Source organism: Propionibacterium acidifaciens, assembly GCF_003798325.1.
Taxonomy (GTDB): domain Bacteria; phylum Actinomycetota; class Actinomycetes; order Propionibacteriales; family Propionibacteriaceae; genus Propionibacterium; species Propionibacterium acidifaciens.
This window is the reverse complement of record NZ_CP033719.1, coordinates 1,494,861-1,513,284: the sequence shown is the minus strand read 5'-3', so window position 1 is coordinate 1,513,284 and position 18,424 is coordinate 1,494,861. Positions and strand designations below refer to the sequence as shown.

Annotated in this window: 16 protein-coding genes; 5 read left to right on the top strand and 11 right to left on the bottom strand. The window is 69.5% G+C overall.

From position 1 onward, the window contains the following. The first annotated feature begins 212 nt into the window (after positions 1 to 212). From glf to EGX94_RS06355, 4 genes are read left to right on the top strand one after another with little or no spacing between them, the layout of a single operon-like run. On the top strand, positions 213 to 1,397 hold the full coding sequence (glf, locus tag EGX94_RS06370; protein ID WP_021797312.1) for a UDP-galactopyranose mutase: 1,185 nt from the start codon (positions 213 to 215) through the stop codon (positions 1,395 to 1,397). Beyond that, positions 1,394 to 3,391, top strand: a complete 1,998-nt coding sequence (locus EGX94_RS06365) for a glycosyltransferase (protein WP_021797304.1) — start codon at positions 1,394 to 1,396, stop codon at positions 3,389 to 3,391. The genes glf and EGX94_RS06365 overlap by 4 nt, the downstream gene beginning before the upstream one ends. After that, positions 3,388 to 4,287 carry an ABC transporter permease gene (locus EGX94_RS06360; RefSeq protein WP_021797308.1) on the top strand — a complete coding sequence of 300 codons (900 nt, stop codon included), beginning with the start codon at positions 3,388 to 3,390 and terminating at the stop codon, positions 4,285 to 4,287. The genes EGX94_RS06365 and EGX94_RS06360 overlap by 4 nt, the downstream gene beginning before the upstream one ends. Further along, entirely contained in the window at positions 4,287 to 5,192 is a 906-nt protein-coding gene (locus tag EGX94_RS06355; RefSeq protein ID WP_123826065.1) for an ABC transporter ATP-binding protein, read from the top strand. Before EGX94_RS06360 ends, EGX94_RS06355 begins: the two co-directional genes overlap by 1 nt. 109 nt (positions 5,193 to 5,301) lie before the next feature. Here the strand turns inward: EGX94_RS06355 and EGX94_RS06350 are convergent, their stop codons facing one another. Beyond that, a complete protein-coding gene (locus EGX94_RS06350; RefSeq protein ID WP_123826063.1) occupies positions 5,302 to 6,153 on the bottom strand; it encodes a glycosyltransferase in 852 nt (283 codons plus the stop codon). After that, positions 6,150 to 7,124 (bottom strand): glycosyltransferase, encoded by a 975-nt coding sequence (locus EGX94_RS06345; RefSeq protein ID WP_028706393.1) that lies wholly within the window; start codon positions 7,122 to 7,124, stop codon positions 6,150 to 6,152. The genes EGX94_RS06350 and EGX94_RS06345 overlap by 4 nt, the downstream gene beginning before the upstream one ends. A 185-nt stretch (positions 7,125 to 7,309) precedes the next feature. Between EGX94_RS06345 and EGX94_RS06340 the strand changes: the two genes are divergently transcribed. Then, entirely contained in the window at positions 7,310 to 8,239 is a 930-nt protein-coding gene (locus EGX94_RS06340; protein WP_051383726.1) for an LGFP repeat-containing protein, read from the top strand. 33 nt (positions 8,240 to 8,272) lie between these two features. Here the strand turns inward: EGX94_RS06340 and EGX94_RS06335 are convergent, their stop codons facing one another. The 9 genes from EGX94_RS06335 to EGX94_RS06295 all read right to left on the bottom strand — a co-directional run bounded on the left by EGX94_RS06335 (position 8,273) and on the right by EGX94_RS06295 (position 18,387). Continuing rightward, positions 8,273 to 9,031, bottom strand: coding sequence for a lysophospholipid acyltransferase family protein (locus EGX94_RS06335; RefSeq protein WP_021796585.1), 759 nt, complete (start codon positions 9,029 to 9,031; stop codon positions 8,273 to 8,275). Then, positions 9,031 to 9,807 (bottom strand): SDR family NAD(P)-dependent oxidoreductase, encoded by a 777-nt coding sequence (locus tag EGX94_RS06330; RefSeq protein WP_043120389.1) that lies wholly within the window; start codon positions 9,805 to 9,807, stop codon positions 9,031 to 9,033. The genes EGX94_RS06335 and EGX94_RS06330 overlap by 1 nt, the downstream gene beginning before the upstream one ends. 274 nt (positions 9,808 to 10,081) lie before the next feature. Continuing rightward, a complete protein-coding gene (locus EGX94_RS06325; RefSeq protein WP_021796572.1) occupies positions 10,082 to 11,272 on the bottom strand; it encodes an acetate/propionate family kinase in 1,191 nt (396 codons plus the stop codon). Positions 11,273 to 11,297: 25 nt separating this feature from the next. Continuing rightward, positions 11,298 to 12,860, bottom strand: coding sequence for a phosphate acetyltransferase (gene pta, locus EGX94_RS06320; protein ID WP_021796569.1), 1,563 nt, complete (start codon positions 12,858 to 12,860; stop codon positions 11,298 to 11,300). Positions 12,861 to 13,179: 319 nt separating this feature from the next. Continuing rightward, positions 13,180 to 13,812, bottom strand: a complete 633-nt coding sequence (locus EGX94_RS06315; RefSeq protein WP_021796571.1) for a hypothetical protein — start codon at positions 13,810 to 13,812, stop codon at positions 13,180 to 13,182. 84 nt (positions 13,813 to 13,896) lie between these two features. Continuing rightward, the gene (locus EGX94_RS06310; RefSeq protein WP_021796588.1) at positions 13,897 to 15,099 is read right to left on the bottom strand and encodes a sensor histidine kinase; all 1,203 of its coding nucleotides are present in this window, start codon (positions 15,097 to 15,099) and stop codon (positions 13,897 to 13,899) included. Between the two features lie 33 nt (positions 15,100 to 15,132). Continuing rightward, a complete protein-coding gene (locus EGX94_RS06305; RefSeq protein ID WP_123826059.1) occupies positions 15,133 to 15,966 on the bottom strand; it encodes a hypothetical protein in 834 nt (277 codons plus the stop codon). Positions 15,967 to 15,971: 5 nt separating this feature from the next. Further along, entirely contained in the window at positions 15,972 to 16,643 is a 672-nt protein-coding gene (locus EGX94_RS06300; protein ID WP_196807725.1) for an ABC transporter ATP-binding protein, read from the bottom strand. 82 nt (positions 16,644 to 16,725) lie between these two features. Then, positions 16,726 to 18,387, bottom strand: a complete 1,662-nt coding sequence (locus EGX94_RS06295; RefSeq protein WP_021796577.1) for an ABC transporter ATP-binding protein — start codon at positions 18,385 to 18,387, stop codon at positions 16,726 to 16,728. Between the last annotated feature and the right edge of the window lie 37 nt (positions 18,388 to 18,424).

The following is an 18,424-nucleotide window of genomic DNA, read 5'->3' as shown; positions in this document are numbered from 1 at the left end:
TTCCGCTCGTCGAGGCGCAGGAGGCCGCCGTGCCCAGCGCGCCGACGCTCCTGGGCGCGACGAAGAATTCACCTCAGGATAACAACGCTGCCGGCCCCGGAGCGGTCACGACGCGACCGGGCGGAGGGCGACTCACAGCGGGCGCCGAGGCCGTACCTAGAATGAGGGCGGGCCGGTTGCCGCTACGCTGTACCGGACGGAAGGAGACCCCGGTGTCTGTGGATCTAGTGATCGTCGGTGCGGGCCTGTTCGGCCTGACCATCGCGGAGCGCGCCGCGAACGAGCTCGGCCTGAAGGTGGCCGTCGTCGACCGCCGCGGTCACATCGGGGGCAACGCCTACACCGAGCGCGAGGCCCGGACGGGCATCGAGGTGCACCGCTACGGCGCCCACCTGTTCCACACCTCCCACGAGACGGTGTGGGCCTACGTCAACCGGTTCACCGCCTTCACGAACTACGTGCACCACGTCTACACGACCCACGACGGCGAGGTCTTCCCGCTGCCCATCAACCTGGGCACCATCAACCAGTTCCTGCACGCCGCGCTGAGCCCCCGGCAGGCCCGCGACTGGGTGCGCGAGCAGGCCGGCGAGCTTGCCGGCACCGACCCCGAGAACCTCAACGACAAGGGCATCCAGCTCATCGGGCGGCCTCTCTACGAGGCCTTCATCAAGTACTACACCGGCAAGCAGTGGCAGACCGACCCCAAGGACCTGTCCGCCTCCATCATCAGCCGCCTGCCGGTGCGCTACACCTACGACAACCGCTACTTCAACGACACCCACGAGGGCCTGCCCGTCGACGGTTACACCGCCTGGTTCGAGCGCATGGTCGACAACCCGAACATCGAGGTGCACCTGGACACCGACTTCTTCGACGACGGCGAGTTCGGCCGGGCCGCCACCGTCGGCTCCGTGCCCGTCGTCTACACCGGCCCCGTCGACCGCTACTTCGACTACGCCGAGGGCGAGCTCGGCTGGCGCACCATCGACCTCGAGGAGGAGGTCCTGCCCATCGAGGACTTCCAGGGCTGCGCCGTCATGAACTACCCCGACCCCGACGTGAGGTTCACCCGCATCCACGAGTTCCGCCACTTCCACCCCGAGCGCGACTACACGAGGGACGCCACCGTCATCATGCGCGAGTACTCGCGCTTCGCCGGCCGCGACGACGAGCCCTACTACCCTGTGAACACGGCCGAGGACCGCGCCAAGGTCCTCAGGTACCGCGAGCGCGTCAAGGCCGAGAGGCAGATCCTGTTCGGCGGGCGCCTGGGCAGCTACAAGTACTTCGACATGCACATGGCCATCGGCTCGGCCCTGAGCATGTACGAGAACAGGATCAAGCCGCACTTCGCCGCTGGCGAGGCGCTGGTCTCAGGAGGGGTGGACGAGTGAGCACCGACACGAACGAGAGCGCCGGGCTGCGCGAGGTGGCCCACGTCTTCCTCGCCGAGGCCGACGACGCCGACGGCATGGCGCTGTGCATCGACAAGCCGCTCAAGGAGCAGGAGCTGACGCACGTCCTCGACCCGGCGGCGGTTCCCGAGGAGGACCGCATCTCGCGGTCCTCGCTGCGCGTGCGCCCGGGCAAGCGGGCCTCGTTCGGCTCCTACTTCAACGCCTTCCCCGCCGGCTACTGGCAGTGGTGGACGCCGGTCACCGAGGTGACGCTGCGTGTGCGCACCAGCGGCACCGGCCGCATCATCGTCTCCAGTTCCCGCGCCCGCGCACTCGGCCCCGCCGGCCCGCAGGGCCGATCCGGCAAGTCCGCCTTCTCGTCCGTGGCCGCCTCCAGACAGGTCTCCGGCCCCGGCGTGACGACCGAGTTCGCGCTGCCGCTTAAGAACTTCGGCGACGGCGGCTGGTACTGGTTCGACCTCGTCGCCTCCGCCGACGAGCCCCTCGTCCTCGACGGGGCTGCCTGGCTCGTCGCCGACAACGGTCGGCGCGGCACCGTCACCCTCGGCATGACCACCTTCAACCGGCCTGCCGACGCCGTGCAGAACGTGCTGCGGGTGGCCAACGCCCGCGAGCTCGACGACTGCGTCCGCGAGATGCTCGTCGTCGACCAGGGCAACCAGCCGGTCCGCGGGGACTCCTGCTACGTCGAGGCCGAGAAGGCCATGAACGGGCGCCTGCGCGTCATCGAGCAGGGCAACCTGGGCGGCTCGGGCGGCTACGCCCGTGGCATGTACGAGACCGTCAAGGGCAGCAACGGCGCGAGGTCCGACTACTTCATGACGCTCGACGACGACATCGAGATCGAGCCCGAATCGATCTTCCGCTCATGCGTCTTCGCCGACTACCTGACCAGCCCGGCCATCGTCGGCTCGCACATGTTCGACATCAACCGCCGCTCGTCCCTGCTGGCCTACGCCGAGGTCGTCGACGAGTACCGCTTCAACTGGGGCCCGATCCCCGGGCTGGGCGACATCGACTTCTCCGACGAGGGCCTGCGCTCCATCGCCGAACTGCACCGGCGCTGGGACGCCGACTACAACGGCTGGTGGATGTGCCTCATCCCGCGGTGCGTCATCGAGGAGATCGGCCTGCCGCTTCCGGTCTTCATCAAGTGGGACGACTCGGAGTACTCGCTGCGCGCCCGCGCCCACGGCTACCCGACCATCTCGCTGCCCGGCTCGGCGACCTGGCACGCCTCGTGGATCGACAAGGACGACGCGACCGACTGGCAGGCCTACTTCCACGAGCGCAACCGTCTCATCGCGGCCCTGCTGCACTCGCCGTACGCGGTCGGCGGCCGCATGCTGCGCGAGAGCATCAATGTGCTCACCAAGCACGCCCTGTCGATGCAGTACTACGCGGCCACCCTCGTCTCCCAGGCCATCGACGACGTCTTCGCCGGTCCCGACCGGCTGCACGACATCCTCGAGTCCAAGGCCGCCGAGACACGCGCGCTGAAGAACGACTTCGTCGACGGGCCGGTCATCACCAATCTCTCGGAGCGCCCGCCGATCCGCGCCGAGCGGGCCGTGCCGCTCATCGTCAAGGCGAAGCAGCCCAACCCGCGCACGCTCATCCCGTGGGCCGCCACCGTGGCGATCCGCCAGGTGTTCAAGAAGCCCACTGAGCTCTCGCGCACCTACCCGGAGCGCGCCGTCGCCAAGGGCGACGCCGCCTGGTTCTACCTGCCCAAGCTCGACTCGGCGCTGGTGAGCAACAGCACCGGCAACGGCGTCAGCCTGTACCAGCGCGACCCGCAGCAGGCCCGCCGGTTCCTGGGCAAGGACGTCGTCCTGCACGCCCAGCTCGCCAAGGCCTGGCCCAGGCTGGCGCGCACCTACCGGAAGGCGTTGCCCCGCATCACCTCGATGGAGGAGTGGGGCCGGACCTTCGCCAAGTACCCCGAGGAGCAGGATCAGTCCTCGTGAGCTCGTCCCCCCAGAGCACCGTGCCCGCGACGCACCTGGAGTTCCACGCCCCCGGACAGGGGCGCGGGCTGCGCGACGTGTTCGCGAACCAGTTCCTCCTCAAGCGCATCGTCGACAAGGAGATCCAGGTCCGCTACCGGGCCTCGGTGCTCGGCCTGGTGTGGAGCTACATCAAGCCGGCCATCCAGTTCGCGGTCTACTTCGTCGCGATGGGCGTCTTCCTGGGGCTGAACAAGGGCCTGCCGAACTACGCGATCTACATGTTCAGCGGCATCGTCGTGATGAACCTGTTCACCGAGGTCTTCGGCAACTCGGCGCGCATCATCGTCGGCAACGGCGACCTCATCAAGAAGATCTACCTGCCCCGCGAGCTGTTCCCCGTCTCGAGCCTGTGGGTCGCGTGGATCCACTTCTTCCCGCAGGTGGCGATCCTGCTGGTCGTCGACCTCATCGTCGGCTGGCACCCCACCCTCATGCAGCTCGTGGCGTTCGTCGTCGGCTTCGTCATCGTCTCGGTGTTCGCGCTGGCCCTCGGCCTCGTCTTCGGCACGGCCAACGTCTTCTTCCGCGACTCGGAGAACTTCGTCGACCTCATCAACATGGTCGTCACCTGGCTGAGCCCGGTGCTCTACATGTGGGTGCTCGTCGCCAACACGCTGCCGCACTGGGCCGTGACGCTCTACAAGTTCAACCCGCTCACGACGGCCGTCGAGCTCTTCCACGACGCCTTCTGGGCCTCGACCGTCAACGGCGAGATCCCCTACGAGGTCTGGCACGTCATGCCCCACCTGTTCTCGTCCTGGACGCCCATCGCCCTGGTGCTCAGCTTCGGCACGCTGCTCGTCGGCGACCTGCTGTTCCGCCACTTCGAGGGCAAGTTCGCGCAGGAGCTGTGATGGCCAGGGGAGTCGCACTCGAGCCGCGCGACGAGCGCATCGTCGTCACCGCCCAGCACGTCACCAAGACCTTCCTGCTGCGCCACACGCGCTCCATCAAGGAGGCCTTCGTCTGGCTCATCAAGGGCCGCAAGAAGGACATCACCAACGAGTTCCAGGCCATGGACGACGTGAGCTTCGACATCGCCGACGGCGAGTCGGTGGCGCTCATGGGCTTCAACGGCTCGGGCAAGTCCACCACCCTCAAGCTCATCAGCGGCGTCATGCACCCCGACGGCGGCGCCGTCGGCATCAAGGGCAAGGTCGCTGGCCTCATCGAGGTTGGCGCCGGCTTCCACCCCGACCTGACGGGCCACGACAACGTCTACCTCAACGGCGCCATCCTCGGCATGACCAAGGAGCAGATCAACGCCGCCTATGACGACATCCTCGCCTTCGCCGACATCGGTGACTTCATCGACACCGAGGTGAAGTTCTACTCGTCCGGCATGTACCTGCGGCTGGCCTTCTCGGTCGCGGTGCACACCGACCCGGACGTCTTCCTCGTCGACGAGATCCTCGCCGTGGGCGACGAGCCCTTCCAGAACAAGTGCAAGGCGCTCATCCGCCAGATGGTGCGCGACGGCAAGACGATCGTCATCGTCAGCCACGACCTCGACATGGTCGAGAAGTTCTGCAAGCGCGGCCTCGTCATGGAGCGCGGCCGGCTCGTCTTCGACGGCCCCTGCGACCAGGCGGTGCGCTTCCTGCGCGGCCGCGCCCTCGACGGCAGCGAGGACCCGCCGCGCCCGCCGCTCAGCGACGAGGAGAGGGCCAACCGCCTGTTCACCGACGACGAGCGCGCCGCCGTGCCGGTGCGGGTGCGCGTCGGCGGCCCGCCGACGGCCGCCGCCGAGAGGGATTGAGCCCGGAGGGCGCGGCGGACGCCGCCCGCGGAGCGCCCCGCTCCGCGTTCCTGGGACCAGCGCGGTGAGGCCCGCCCGGCCGCGCGTCCCCGCGTCCGCGGCCGGCCGCTCAGTCGTCGTCCCGGCCTCCGACCATGAGCCGGTACACGGGCCGGCGCACCCCGGTGGGGACCAGGCGGTAGCCGCCGCGCACGACGATGTTGCGCAGGCCCTGGCCGCGGGAGATGAATCCCGACGCCACGAAGGCCCGCTGCAGGGCGATCTCGCTGCGCAGCATCTCGCCGCCGCCGCGGCGCTGGTAGGCGCCGGCGCCCACCCGGTAGAGCACCAGCGGCTCGGCCAGGTTGGCCACCCGCGAGCCCGTCTGGAGCATGCGCACGAACAGCCAGTAGTCCTCCATCTTCGACAGCGGCTGGTAGCCGCCGGCCCTGGCCACCGCCGCCTTGCGGTAGACGACCGTCGGATGGTTGAAGGGGTCGCGGAAACGCGCCATCCGCCTGATCCGCTCCGGCTCGGCGGGCAGCTCCCGCACGAGGCCCGCCGGCCGCGCCTCCGACTCGAACTCCTGGATCGCCGCGCCGAGCAGGTCGAGCGGCTCCTCGTCGTCACCGCCCACGACGAGCGGGATCTGGGTGGCGAAGCGCCGGGGCAGCGAGATGTCGTCGGCGTCGGCGCGGGCGACGATCTCGTAGCGGCAGGCCTTGAGGCCCTCGACGAGGGCGGCCGCCAGTCCGCGGTTGTGGCCGATCCGCACGACGGTGACGGGCACGCCGCCGACGGCCGAGCCGTCGATGGCCGCGTCGAGCACCGCCTCGATCCCGTCGCTCACCTCGCCGTCACGGACGATGACGATCTCGTCGGGCCGGAGCGTCTGCTCGGTGCTCACCGAGCGCAGGGCGCGGGCGAAGAACGCCGGGTCGTCGCCCGCGTAGACGGGCAGCAGCACGCTGAACGCTGTCATCGGCCCCCCTCGACGGCGAGGACGTCCGCCTCGACCGGGGTGCCGGCCAGGACGCGGGCGTTGCGCCGCGGGCCCCGGCGCAGGCCGTCGCGCAGACCCCGGCGCAGGCCGCTGCGCAGGGCGGCCCGGTCGGACGAGGCACGGAACGTCGCCGCCCAGCGTCGCAGCGTCGAGGCGCCGTAGAGCAGGCGCTCCCAGCCGGCCAGCGCCGGCGAGCGGGTGAACATCCACACCTTGTTGCGCACCTCGAGGCGGAAGCGCGGGCCGGGGTCGGCGCTCGTGCCACCGAAGCGCTCCGTCAGGTGCGCCACGCGGCTGGCCGGCACGTAGAGGCCCTCGCGGAAGCGCAGCAGGCGCGTCGTGTACTCGAAGTCGTCGTTCCACAGGAAGTAGTCGCTGAGCGGCAGGCCCTCGTCGCGAACGGCCCGGGCGTCGAGGAGGATCGAGACGAACGAGGCCGACCGGATCGGACGGCAGCCCAGTCGCGCGGCATCGCGCCGCTGCTCGCGGGTGGCGCCGAACCGGGCCCGCGGCGTGTTCATCGGGTGCTCGCGGCCGTCGCGCCAGTCGGCGCGGCTGGCCAGGACCGCTGTCGGACGCGGATAGCGCTCGCGGGCATCGAGCAGCGCCTCGAGCGCGCCCGGGCCGGGCACCGTGTCGTCGTCCATGATCCAGACCAGGTCGGCGCCGTGGCGGTGACAGGCCACGGCGATGCCCGACGCGAAGCCGCCGGCCCCGCCCGTGTTCGTCGGCATGGTGACGACCTCGGTGACCGCCGGGTGCCCCGCCGCCACGCGCGGCGAATCGTCCGTGGAGGCGTTGTCGATGACGACGACCGCGTCCGGCCGGCGCGTCTGCCCGTCCAGCCCGTCGAGACAGCGGCCGAGGAGCTCGGCGCGGTTCCACGCCACGACGACCGCGACGACGCGGGGTGCGGGGGAGCCGCCGTCGGCGGCGGTGGGTTCGGCCATGGCCCAAGATTATCGGTGTCGCCCGGCCGGGCGACGGGGGCGTGCCGGACAGCCGCCGCCCGGCCGGCTCTCAGCGCACGGACAGCTTCCGCAGATATCCTCCTCTGGATCGCCGGGTCGACCCCCCTGCTCGGCCTGCGCCGCCGGACGTCCCGGCGGTCGATGAGCGGAAAGGACCCGAATCGATGAGGACCAGGCACGGGAAGCGCCCTTCGAGCCCCGCCGGCCGCTGCGCGGCTGCGCCGGTCCTCGCCCTCCTCACGGTGCTGGGGATGGTCGGCGTCGCGCAGCCGGCGCGGGCCGACACCGACTCGGGCGGGGCGATCACCGCCCGCTACGAGGCCCTCGGCGGCGCTGACGGCGTCCTGGGCGCCGAGCGGAGCGGCGAGACGTGCGGTACCAGCGATGGCGGCTGTTACCGCTCCTACGAGAACGGCACGATCGTCTGGACGGCCGCCACCGGCGCCCACGAGATCCACGGCGACTTCCTGGCCCAGTGGCGCCAGAGCGGCTCGGAGGACGGCTCACTGGGCTACCCGGTGACGGGCATCAGCTGCACGCTCATCCAGAACGGCTGCTTCCAGCGGTTCCAGCGCGGCTCGATCGTCCGCGACGGCGCGGCCGGCGCGACGTGGGGCGCGCACATTCTCCGGGGTGCGATCGGCGCCCGGTGGGACGCGACCGGTCAGGCCAGGGGCTATCTCGGCTATCCGAGGAGCGACGAGAGCTGCGGCCAGGACAACGGCACGGTCGGCTGCGTCCAGTTCTTCAGCTTCGGTCTGATCGAGTGGACACCGGCCACCGGTGCCCACTCCGTCCACCACGAGATCGAGCGCAAGTGGGAGGACGAGGGCGCCGAGGACGGCTACCTCGGCCTTCCGGTCAGCGAGGCGGAGGTCGGCGCCGGGACGATGACGATGACCCAGTACTTCCAGGGCGGGGCGATCCACCTCACGGCGGCGGACGCCCTCCTCGTCGTGCGGGGCGCAGTCTACGAGGCCTGGTCGGCCGCGGGTGCCCTCGAGGGCGACTATGGTGCGCCCGTGGGCGACGCGCGGTGCGACGCGTCTGGGACCTGCACCCAGGAGTTCGAGCACGGCACCATCACGCGCTAGATCGGGCGGCGATGCCCGCGGTGCGGGGCGGCCTCAGTGCTTCCCCCCGTCCGACCTGCGGGCCCGCTCGATCGCCGCCAAGTGCATCATCTCGGCCTGGGTGGGCATGCCGTAGGCCCTCGCCACACCGTCGTGCATCTCGATGATCTTGCGGCGCACCCGCTCGGAGAACTCGTGGGCGATCTCGCCCGGCTCGGCGGTCATCGGGGCCCCGTAGACGACGTGCACGTCGGGGCGGCCGGGCAGCCAGCGCTTCTCGGTGGGCGGCCACGCCGCCCACGAGCCGACCAGCGCCACGGGGACGACCGGCACGTTGTGGGCGATCGCCAGGGCCGCGGTGCCGGGTTTGAAACGCCCCATGCCGCCTGTACGGGACCGGGTGCCCTCGGGGAAGATGAGCAGCGAGACGCCCGCGTCGAGCAGCTCGCCCGACATACCCCGGTGGTTCCGGCCCTTGTTGCGGGCCCGGTCGACGGGGAAGGCGTTCATGAGCAGCTGGGTGCCCATCGCCGTGTACCACTTGGTGAAGAAGTAGTCGGCCGCTGCACCGGTGGCCAGTTCCTTGGTGAGCCGACTCGGCATCGTGAGCATGATGAGCGGGCCGTCGAAGTGGCCCGAGTGGTTCGGGGTGACCAGGAACGGGGCCCGCAGGTCGTCGAGGTGCTCCAGGCCGTGCACGTGCGCCTTGACGGCGCGGTCGAGCACCGGCTTGATGAGGGCGTAGCGCACGGAGTCGCGGGCGATGGCCGCCACCGTCGACTTGTAGAGCCGCGGGTTGCGTCCGAAGTTCATCAGCGGGCCCCCTGCCTGTCATGGCCGCTGCGAACCTTACTCGCCACGAGCCGGGACAGCCCGACAGGGCCGTGCCTCAGTGCCCAGGCGGCCGCCCTCCAGATGGCCTTCGGCGTGACCTGCACCCGGCCCGCGTCGAGGGCCGCGAGCGCCTCGGCGGCCACCTGCTCGGGCTCGACCCAGGCCCAGCCCGGCAGGCGCGGGCGGCGCATGCCCGCCGCCGCGTGGTAGTTCGTCCTCGCCCAGCCGGGCAGGACGACGGTGGCGTGCACCCCGGTGCCGGCCAGCCGCCCCGCGAGCGCCTCGGTGTAGCTCACGACCCAGCGCTTGGTCGCCGAGTAGACGTCGGCGTCGATGAGGGCGTTCACCGAGGCGACGTTGACGATCCCACCGGCGCCACGACGGACCATCTGGCGGCCGGCCGCGCCCGACAGGACGAGCACCGCCAGCGCCATCGCCGTGAGCGCCCCGGCGTGGCCGGACCAGTCGGCGTCGAGCAGATCGGCGTGCGCCGCGAAGCCGGCGCCGTTGACGAGGACGTCGATCTCGTGGGCGTCGATGAAGGCCTCGACGGTCCGGATGCCGGCCGGGTCGGACAGGTCCGCTGGAAGGGTCTCGACGGCGACCCCGTGCCGGGCCCGCAGCTGCTGCGCGGCCACGTCGAGTCTCGACCCGTCGCGCGCCACGAGCACCAGATCATCCCCGCGGGCCGCCAGGGCGTGGGCGAACGCCAACCCGATGCCACTGCTTCCCCCGGTGACGAGTGCGGTAGCCATGGCCACCAATCTATCCTCTCGCCGCCGGCCCCTCCACCGGTGCGCACGAGCCCGGGGACGATCCCGGTGGGCCTGCGGGCAGGGGCGATGCACCGCGCCCGGGCGCGTACGGTCGGATCGTGGGACGGGCCCCGGTGGGCCGGCGCCGGGAGGCTCCGCGGCCGCCCCGGGGTGACGGACCGGCATGCATCGGCCCCCGGCACGGGGGTCGTCGCATCGGCGTCCTGACGTCGACGGGGCCGGCGGGGGGATCCCCCGGCCCGTTCGACCGCCGTCAGCCGGCCAGCAGGCCGGCTGCCTGCTGGGCCATGGCCAGCTCCTCGTTGGTCCGCACGACGAGCACCCCGACCCGCGACTCGGGCGCGGAGATCAGGTGCGGGGCCTTGTCGCGCCGGCCGTTGAGCTCCTCGTCGAGGACGACGCCGATGCCGGCGAGCTTCGCGCAGATCTCGCGGCGGGTGAAGGCCGAGTTCTCGCCGATGCCCGCGGTGAAGGTGATGGCGTCGACGCCGCCGAGCAGGTTCGCGTAGCCGCCGATGTAGAACGCCAAGCGGTGCGTGTACACGTTCATGGCGGTGATCGTGTCGGCGTCGCCGGCCTCGAACTGCGCCTCGACGTCGCGCATGTCGGTGACGCCCGACATGCCGAGCATGCCCGAGTTCTTGTTGAGCTCGGTGTCGATGCGGTCGACGTCCCAGCCCTCGGCGCGGTGCAGGTAGGCGAAGACGCCCGGGTCGATGTCGCCCGAGCGGGTGCCCATGACGAGGCCGGCCAGCGGGGTCAGGCCCATCGAGGTCTCGACGGCACGGCCGCCCTTGACGGCCGAGATCGAGGCGCCGTTGCCGAGGTGGCAGACGATCTGGCGCAGCTCCGCCGGGTCGGCGCCCAGCACGCCGGGCACCAGGCCGGCGACGTACTGGTGACTCGTGCCGTGGAAGCCGTACTTGCGGATCGCGTGCCTGGCGGCCAGCCCGCGGTCGATGGCGTAGGTGTGGGCCTCGGCCGGCAGGTTGACGAAGAACGCGGTGTCGAAGATGCCGACGTGCGGCACGTCCGGGAGCAGTGTGCGGGCGGCGCGGATGCCCTTGATCCCGGCCGGGTTGTGCAGCGGCGCCAGCGGGACGAGCTCCTCGAGGGTGTCCAGCACCTCGTCGTCGATGACGGTCGGGGCGGCGAAGCGATCGCCGCCGTGCACCGTGCGGTGGGCGACCGCCGCGACGTCGTCGAGCGAGGGGCCGTGATCGGCGAACATCGTGAAGACCGCCTTGAGGGCCACCGTGTGGTCGGGCAGCCGCGGGGTGACCGTGAACTCGTCGTCGCCGACCTCGTGGGTGACGATGCCGTCGCTCGCGTCGCCGATGCGCTCCACCAGGCCCTTGGCCAGCACGGCCTCGGAGTCGGGGTCGATGAGCTGGTACTTGAGGGAGCTGGAGCCGCAGTTCAGCACCAGGATTGGTTCGGTCATGTCTCTCCTTGTCAGGCCAGGACTCTCAGGCGAGCGGGCCGTTCGTGCCCTGGGCCTGGATGGCGGTCATGATGATGGTGTTGACGATGTCGTCGACGAGGGCGCCGCGCGACAGGTCGTTGACGGGGCGGCGCAGGCCCTGCAGCAGCGGGCCGACCGCCACGGCGCCGGCGGTGCGCTGGCAGATCTTGTAGCCGATGTTGCCGGCCTCCAGATCGGGGAAGACGAACACGGTCGCGCGGCCGGCGACCTCGGAGTCGGGCATCTTCTTGGCCCCGACGACGGGATCGATGGCGGCGTCGAACTGGATCGGGCCGGCGATCCGCTCCTCGGGGGCGCGCTGGACGGCCTCCTCGTAGCCGGCGCGGACCCGGTCGACGTCCGGACCGCTGCCGGAGGTGCCCGTCGAGTAGGTCAGCATGGCGACCTTGGGGTCGATGCCGAACATGCGGGCGGTCTGGGCGCTCGCGAGGGCGATGTCGGCGAGCTGGGCCGGCTCCGGGTTCGGGGTGACGGCGCAGTCGGCGAACAGCAGCACGCGGTCGGCGAGGCTCATGAGGAAGGCGCCCGAGACGGTCTTCATGCCCGGGTTCGTCTTGATGACCTGGAGGGCCGGGCGGATGGTGTTGGCCGTCGTGTGGTTGGCGCCCGAGACGAGGCCGTCGGCGCCGCCCATGTACACCATCATCGTGCCGAAGCAGGCGCCGTCGGCCATGGCCTCGCGGGCCTGCTCGAGGGTGACGCCCTTCTTGGCGCGCAGCTCGGCGAACTTGGCGGCGTAGGACTCGACGAGCCCCGGGTTGTTCATCGAGACGATCTCGACGCCGGTCAGGTCGAGGCCCTGCCTCTTCGCGTCGGCGCGCACCTGCTCCTCCTCGCCGAGCAGGACGATCCTGGCGACGCCGCGGGCGGCGACGACCGAGGCGGCCTCGAGGATGCGGGGGTCCTCGCTCTCGGGCAGCACGATCGTCCGCACGTCGGCCCTGGCCGTGGCCATGAGCTCGTGGCTGAAGCGGGCCGGGGTACGGGTGGTGATCGTCACATCGGTCGCGGCCAGCACGGCAGACAGGTCGTCGCCGAGGACGGCGGCGGGCACGCCGAGCGAGGCGAGAAGGGTGCGGGTGGCGTCGGTGTGGGTCGGGCCGGTGGCGATGATCGCCACGACGGTGGCGTGCTGGGCGGCCAGGCCGTCCAGGGCGACGCGGGCCAGGCCGAGGGCGTGGTCGGGGCCCTGGGAGGCGTCGACGACCAGGACGACCGGGGCGGCCAGGTCGGCGGCGAGGCGGCCGTTGAGGGCCAGCTCGGTGGGGGCGGTGACGCCGGAGTAGTCGGTGCCCACGGCGACGACGGGCCCGGCGGCGGCGAGCGCCTCGAAGCGCTCGATGATGCCCGTCTCGGCCTCGTCGGTGCTCCTGGCGAATTCGTCGAAGGAGGCGCCGACGAGGCGGGCCGAGGAGGCCTGCGCGGCCAGCGGGTGGAAGAGGACGGCGGGACTGGACTGGCGTCCGGCGGCCTCGGCGATGGCCTGAGCGGCGGCGCTCAGATCGGCCCGGGCATCGGGGGACGCGACATATACACGTGTGCTCACGGGAACAAAGCTACGCCACCGGGGCCCGTCGCGCCGAACCGGAGAACGGAACATGGGGCGTGCTCCCACCGCGGCCCCCGATCCGGTGCGCCCCACCCCGTCCCGTTCCCACCTCGTCCCGTTCCCCGGTCCGGCGCTGCCTGCTTCTCCCGCCTCTTCTCCCGTTCCCACCTCGCTTTTGCGCTCGCACCTCGGACATGTCCCGGGTGCTAACCGGAAAGTGAGGTGGGAGCGGAGGGGCGGCAGCGAAGCCGGGGTCGGGACGGGGCCGGACGGGTGTGCGGGCCCCAGGCCAGCAGCCCGCGGATGTCGTCCGGGGTCAGCGGCGTCCGCCGTCGTTCCTGAGCTGCGGCAGCAGGGTGGCGGCCGCGATGCCGCCGAGCATGATCACCGTCCCGACGGTCATGGCCGCACGGGGCAGGCCGTGCGCCAGTGCTGCGACGAGCGCGCCGCCGAGGGCGAGACCCATGACGATGGCCCGGTGGGCCCGTACGCGCAGGATCGCGGTGATCGCGGCCAGGCCGATGAGGGTGACGGCCATCCCGTAGGCGGCCAGCTGCGGGAACTGAGGACCCCTGCCCGTGCACATGTCGGTGATGCCTATGTGCAGGGTGAGCAGGAGCGCTGACAGCATGGCCAGGATCGCGGTCCAGATCCTCGTCTGCTGGCGCTGGTCAGGGCCGGGGCGCAGGGGCGTGGATCCGACCAGGCGGTTCCAGAGCGGCATGAGCATCAGCAGCAGCGTGCAGACCAGCAGCGTGGCGGGCATGGCGGCCGCCGAGACGCCGCGGGGAACGGCCGACGCGCCGTGGCGGCCGGCGGCCTGACGGGTGATGACCTGCGCAGGCATGTCGTCCCAGAACAGCAGGCTGTAGCAGATCATGCCCGCCAAGGCGATGACGACGATGATGTAGCCGATGACCGGCTGAGAGCTGTGCGATCGGATGTTCATGCCCGTCTCCTTCGTGGACAGTGACAACGATGCCCGCTGGAGCGTTCACCGGTCATCGCACTTCTGGACACTCGTGTCTCCTTCTTAAGTCCCCGCGAGGGCGGTGGGGCCATCCTCCCCGGCACGTTGCGGCAGCCGGGCCCGGACGGCCCAGCCGCCCTCGTGCGGGCCTGCTGTCAAAGTGCCGCCGAGCAGCTCGCAGCGCATGCGCATGCCCTGGATGCCCAGCCCCGACCCGCTGATGCCGGAGGTCGGTTGGGTCGCCAGCCCATTGGTCACGGACAGGCTCATCCAACCGTTCTTGATGGTCAGGTCCACCATGATGGGGGCTCCTGGGGCATAGCGGTGGGCGTTCGTCAACGACTCCTGGACGATCCGGTACAGGGCGAGCCCGACAGCTGGTGAGACCTTCGGGTCCTGAGGCATCGCGACACCGATGTCGGGGTTGATCGCCCTGGCCCGACGCAACAGCTCGGGAATGTCCGCGAGGGTCGGCTGGGGGGCGGTGGGGGCCTGGGAACCCGCCGCGAGGATGCCGACCACCTCGTGCAGGCTCTCGCTGGCGCTGCCGGCCTCGCGGGTCAGTTCTTCGAGCAGCTCTGCTGCGCGTTGCGGGTTTCCGGGGAGCATGCGTCGGGCGAGCCTGGCGTCGAGCAGGACGGCAGTCATGTGATGGGAGGCGATGTCGTGCAGTTCCCGGGCCATGAGCCCGCGTTCGTCCTCGAGTGCCTTGGCGATCCTCGCTTCGCTCTCGGCCCGTTCTGCTTTCAGGAGGGTCTCCACTCCAACCGCTCGTTCGTTCGCGATCCGCATCCAGGCCCCGACCAGGGTGGGGGCCCCGATGAAGAGCGAGCCCGAGACGAAACCGACTGGTGCGAGGAGAGCGATGCCGTCGGAGCCGGTGCGCACGGGGGCGAGCACGAAGGCCCCGATCGTCGTCGTGAGGCCGATCATCGCGGTGACGGAGCTGGTCCGTGACCGGGTACGCCGTCCCAGCCAGAAGCACAGCGGCAGATAGAGCAGGAACTGCGTGACGAATGGATTCTGCTGCGTCAGTGCTGCAACGAGAACAGCAGTGTGGACGATCGCGAACGCCACGACCGGTCGGTTGATGAGAATGATGGTGCAGACGACCCCGAGAACGGTCAGGCCGATCTGCCACAGAATCTGGGCGAGCGAGTTTTCTGAGTTCGCCACCAGCAGCACGTTCAAGAGACTCACCAGGAACGATGCCAGTACGGTCTGCCGCAGCTGCTGGTTGACGCGCTCAGCCGCACCTCTGCTCATGTGCATGTCTCCGTCCGATGCCGGCCAGCAGCGCTACAACGCCGAGAAGGTCAGCTCCCTGCGGTTGAAGCAGAATGCACCCCATGTCACCACGATGGCAGACCATGCCACGACGATACCCGCTGCGAGCCAGCCCTGGGCGCCCGGCTGCGTCGAAAGCCCCGTGGCGCTCAGCGGGAGACAGCCGTGGAGGATGTCGGCGCCGGTGAGCGTGGCGAGTGAGCGGAAGGTCGACTCGACGACGAACAGACCGCCCAGCAGGAGGAGCAGAACGGTTTGCCGACGCAGCAGGAAGCCGAGGCCGGCGCCGAGGACACCGCACAGCACGAGTGTGACGAGTCCGCGCAACTCCGACATGACCAGGGCGAACGGATCCAGTGCCAGGTTGATGCGCTGCACGGCGAGAGCGGTGAACAGGACGAGCAGTCTGACCGCGGTGAGACCGAACGCGGCGACGAATGAGGCGAGTGCAGCGGCCGCGCACTTGTTCCGGTAGAGCTGCCCGCGGCGGGGCAACGCCACGGCCGCGCTTGTCATGGAGGCGAAGTGGTACTCGCGGGTGATGAACAGGCCCCCCATGATCATCATTGCGAGAGCCGCCGGGCTCACTCCGCCGACGCCGCCGGCATTGGCGGCGGCTGTGAGCTGCAAGCCGGGCTGGTCCAATGACAGTTTCGCCAGATCCTCGGGGGACATGGATTGAGCCTGCGTCGCATTGGGGATGACTCTGTTGAGAGAAATGAGGGCGTTGATCGTATCCCTCGCGAAGGCTTCGAGTGTGGCGACCAAGAAAGTCGCGATGATCAGGATGATCGTCATGGTGGAGGCGATTCGGCCTTGGCGCAGTCGCATGATCTCAACGTTCATGGTACTCATCCTCGATTTCCTGAAGTGGCGAGATAGAAAGAATCAAGATCGTCGGGCAAGGTGTCCGACTGTGCCACGACGCGGCCTCCTCGAACTATGACGACGGCGTCTATCGTGCGTTGCAGCTCGGCCAGGATGTGACTGGTGATCAGCACCGACCCGCCACTGGCCGCGAAGCGCCGGAGGAGGGTGCGGAACCATTCCATGCCCTCGGGATCGAGACCGTTGGATGGTTCATCGAGGACGAGAACATGTGGATCGCCCACCAGCGCGAGGGCCAGGCTGAGGCGTTGACGCATGCCCAGGCTCATCTCACGGACCCTCATGGGGCCTGCATCCGCCAGCCCGACCTGCTCCAAGTGCGCGTCGACGGCGTGAGGATCGGTCAGCCCGGCGGCGGCCCTGGCCAGGGCGACGCATTCGGCTGCCCTGCGGTTCGGATGCAGCCCAGCGTTTTCGCACAGAGCGCCGACCAGACGAGACGGTACGGGGATGGCATCATACCGATTCCCCTCCACCAGGCAGATGCCGGAGTCAGGGCTGGCGAGTCCGAGAAGACAGCGCAGCATCGTCGTCTTGCCCGAACCATTCGGGCCGAGCAGCCCGGTGACTGCTCCGGACTCGATGCTGAAGCTGACGTCGTCGAGGATGAGGCGACTTTCATAGCTCTTCGTCACGTGTTCGAAGGAGATGGGTGCCGGGTCGGAGGGCCTCGTGCTGGGGATGGTGGAAGTCCCTGTTGTCATGGCAGTTCTTCTCTCATGCTGCTGCTTGCGTGGGGGCCAGCAGATCCTGGTACTCGGACGTTGTTGCAAGAAGCTCCTGGCGGCAGCCGTCGGCCAGTATGCTGCCATGATCCATGACCAGGACGCGGTCGCTCGAGTTGAGGTGCTCGAGGTTGTGCGAGACGATGAGCACCGTGCGCGTTGCGGCGAAGCTCTCGAGCAGATGGGTCAAGGAGGACCTGGTCACGGGATCAAGATTGGAGTCCGGCTCGTCCATGAGGATGATGTCGGCGTCGCTGAGCAGCACTCGGGCCCAGGCGATTCGCTGTCGCTGGCCGCCGGAGAGAGTGATTCCGGCTTGGCCCACGTCCGTGTCAAGACCGAAATCCTTCTTCCCCAGCAGATCGGTGAGACCGACGTGCTCAAGGGCCTCGTACAGGGTGGAGTCCGGGTGGCGGTGGCAGCCGAGTTCCAGATTCTCTCTCAGCGTGCCGGTGAGCACGATCGAGTCCTGACCGACGAGGGCGAGGCGTCTGCGGTAGGAGTTCAGGTCGAGCTGGTCGATCGGGACACCGCCGAGTGAGATGTGCCCGGCGTCGGGGTGGTAGAATCGTTCGATGAGTTCCAGGAGCGTGGACTTGCCTGAACCGGATCGACCGACGATGGTGACTGTTTCTCCACGGCGCAGGACGAAGTTGACATCAGTGAGCACTGGAGTTCCCGGCTCGTATGAGAAGGAGACGCTGTCGAAGCGCAGCAGTTCGTCTCCCGATGCGGTGCCGATGGCAGTCTGATGGTCGGCGCGCACGTCATCCTCTGATTCAAAGAAATCAACCTCATAGCAGCGCTTGAGGGCGCCCAGGCCGATCTGCATCTGGGTGAATGCCTGGCCGAGGCTGCTGATCGGTGCGATCATCATGAACATGTAGGTGATGTAGGCGAGCAGGGTTCCCAATGTTGTCGCACCCGAGGCCAGCCGTGCGGTGCCGACCACGATCACTGCGGCGATCGAGCCTTGGATGCAGACATTGAGAGCAGGCTGGACGCACGCGGACAGGACGGTGATCCTCAGACCCTTGCGGTAAAGATTGTGGGAGCTGAGGCGTAGATGATCCAGCTCCAGCGGTTCAGCATTCGTCGCCTTGATGGTGCGCAGCGCTGAGAGCATGCGCTCGGTGCTCACGGAGAAATCTCCCAGAGCCTCCTGCACTTCGGCGGACATGCTGTTCGCCCGGTTGGTGACTGCGATCACCAAGGACAGGCCGAGGACGAAGGCCGCTGCTGTCACCGCGAACAGTATCGGGTCGGACATGATCATGAAGACCGTTGTTCCGGCGAGCATGAGAACAGAACCGGCAACCGGCAGGATCCCGGCAGACAGGAACTGCTTCACCATGGTGCTGTCCGCGTTGGCGCGTGAGAGCAGGTCGGCGGTGTTGGCCGCATCGAGCTCGCTGATCGTCATGCTGACATAGCGACGACCCAGACGGGTGCGCAGGCGATGGGCGACGGCTTCGGCGCCCCGACCCGTCAGATAGGCCTGCACGGCACCAATGACGGTGGTCCCCACGACGAGAGCCGCGAGCAGCTCGATCGTGTCGGCTTGCAGGCCGCCTTGAATCCCGTCGTTGACTGTTTTCTGCAGGACGCGGGGCTGGACGACGGACAGACCAGCTGCGGTCACCGACAGGACCAAGGCGGTACCGAGGGTGATGCGACTTCCCCTGGTGAGT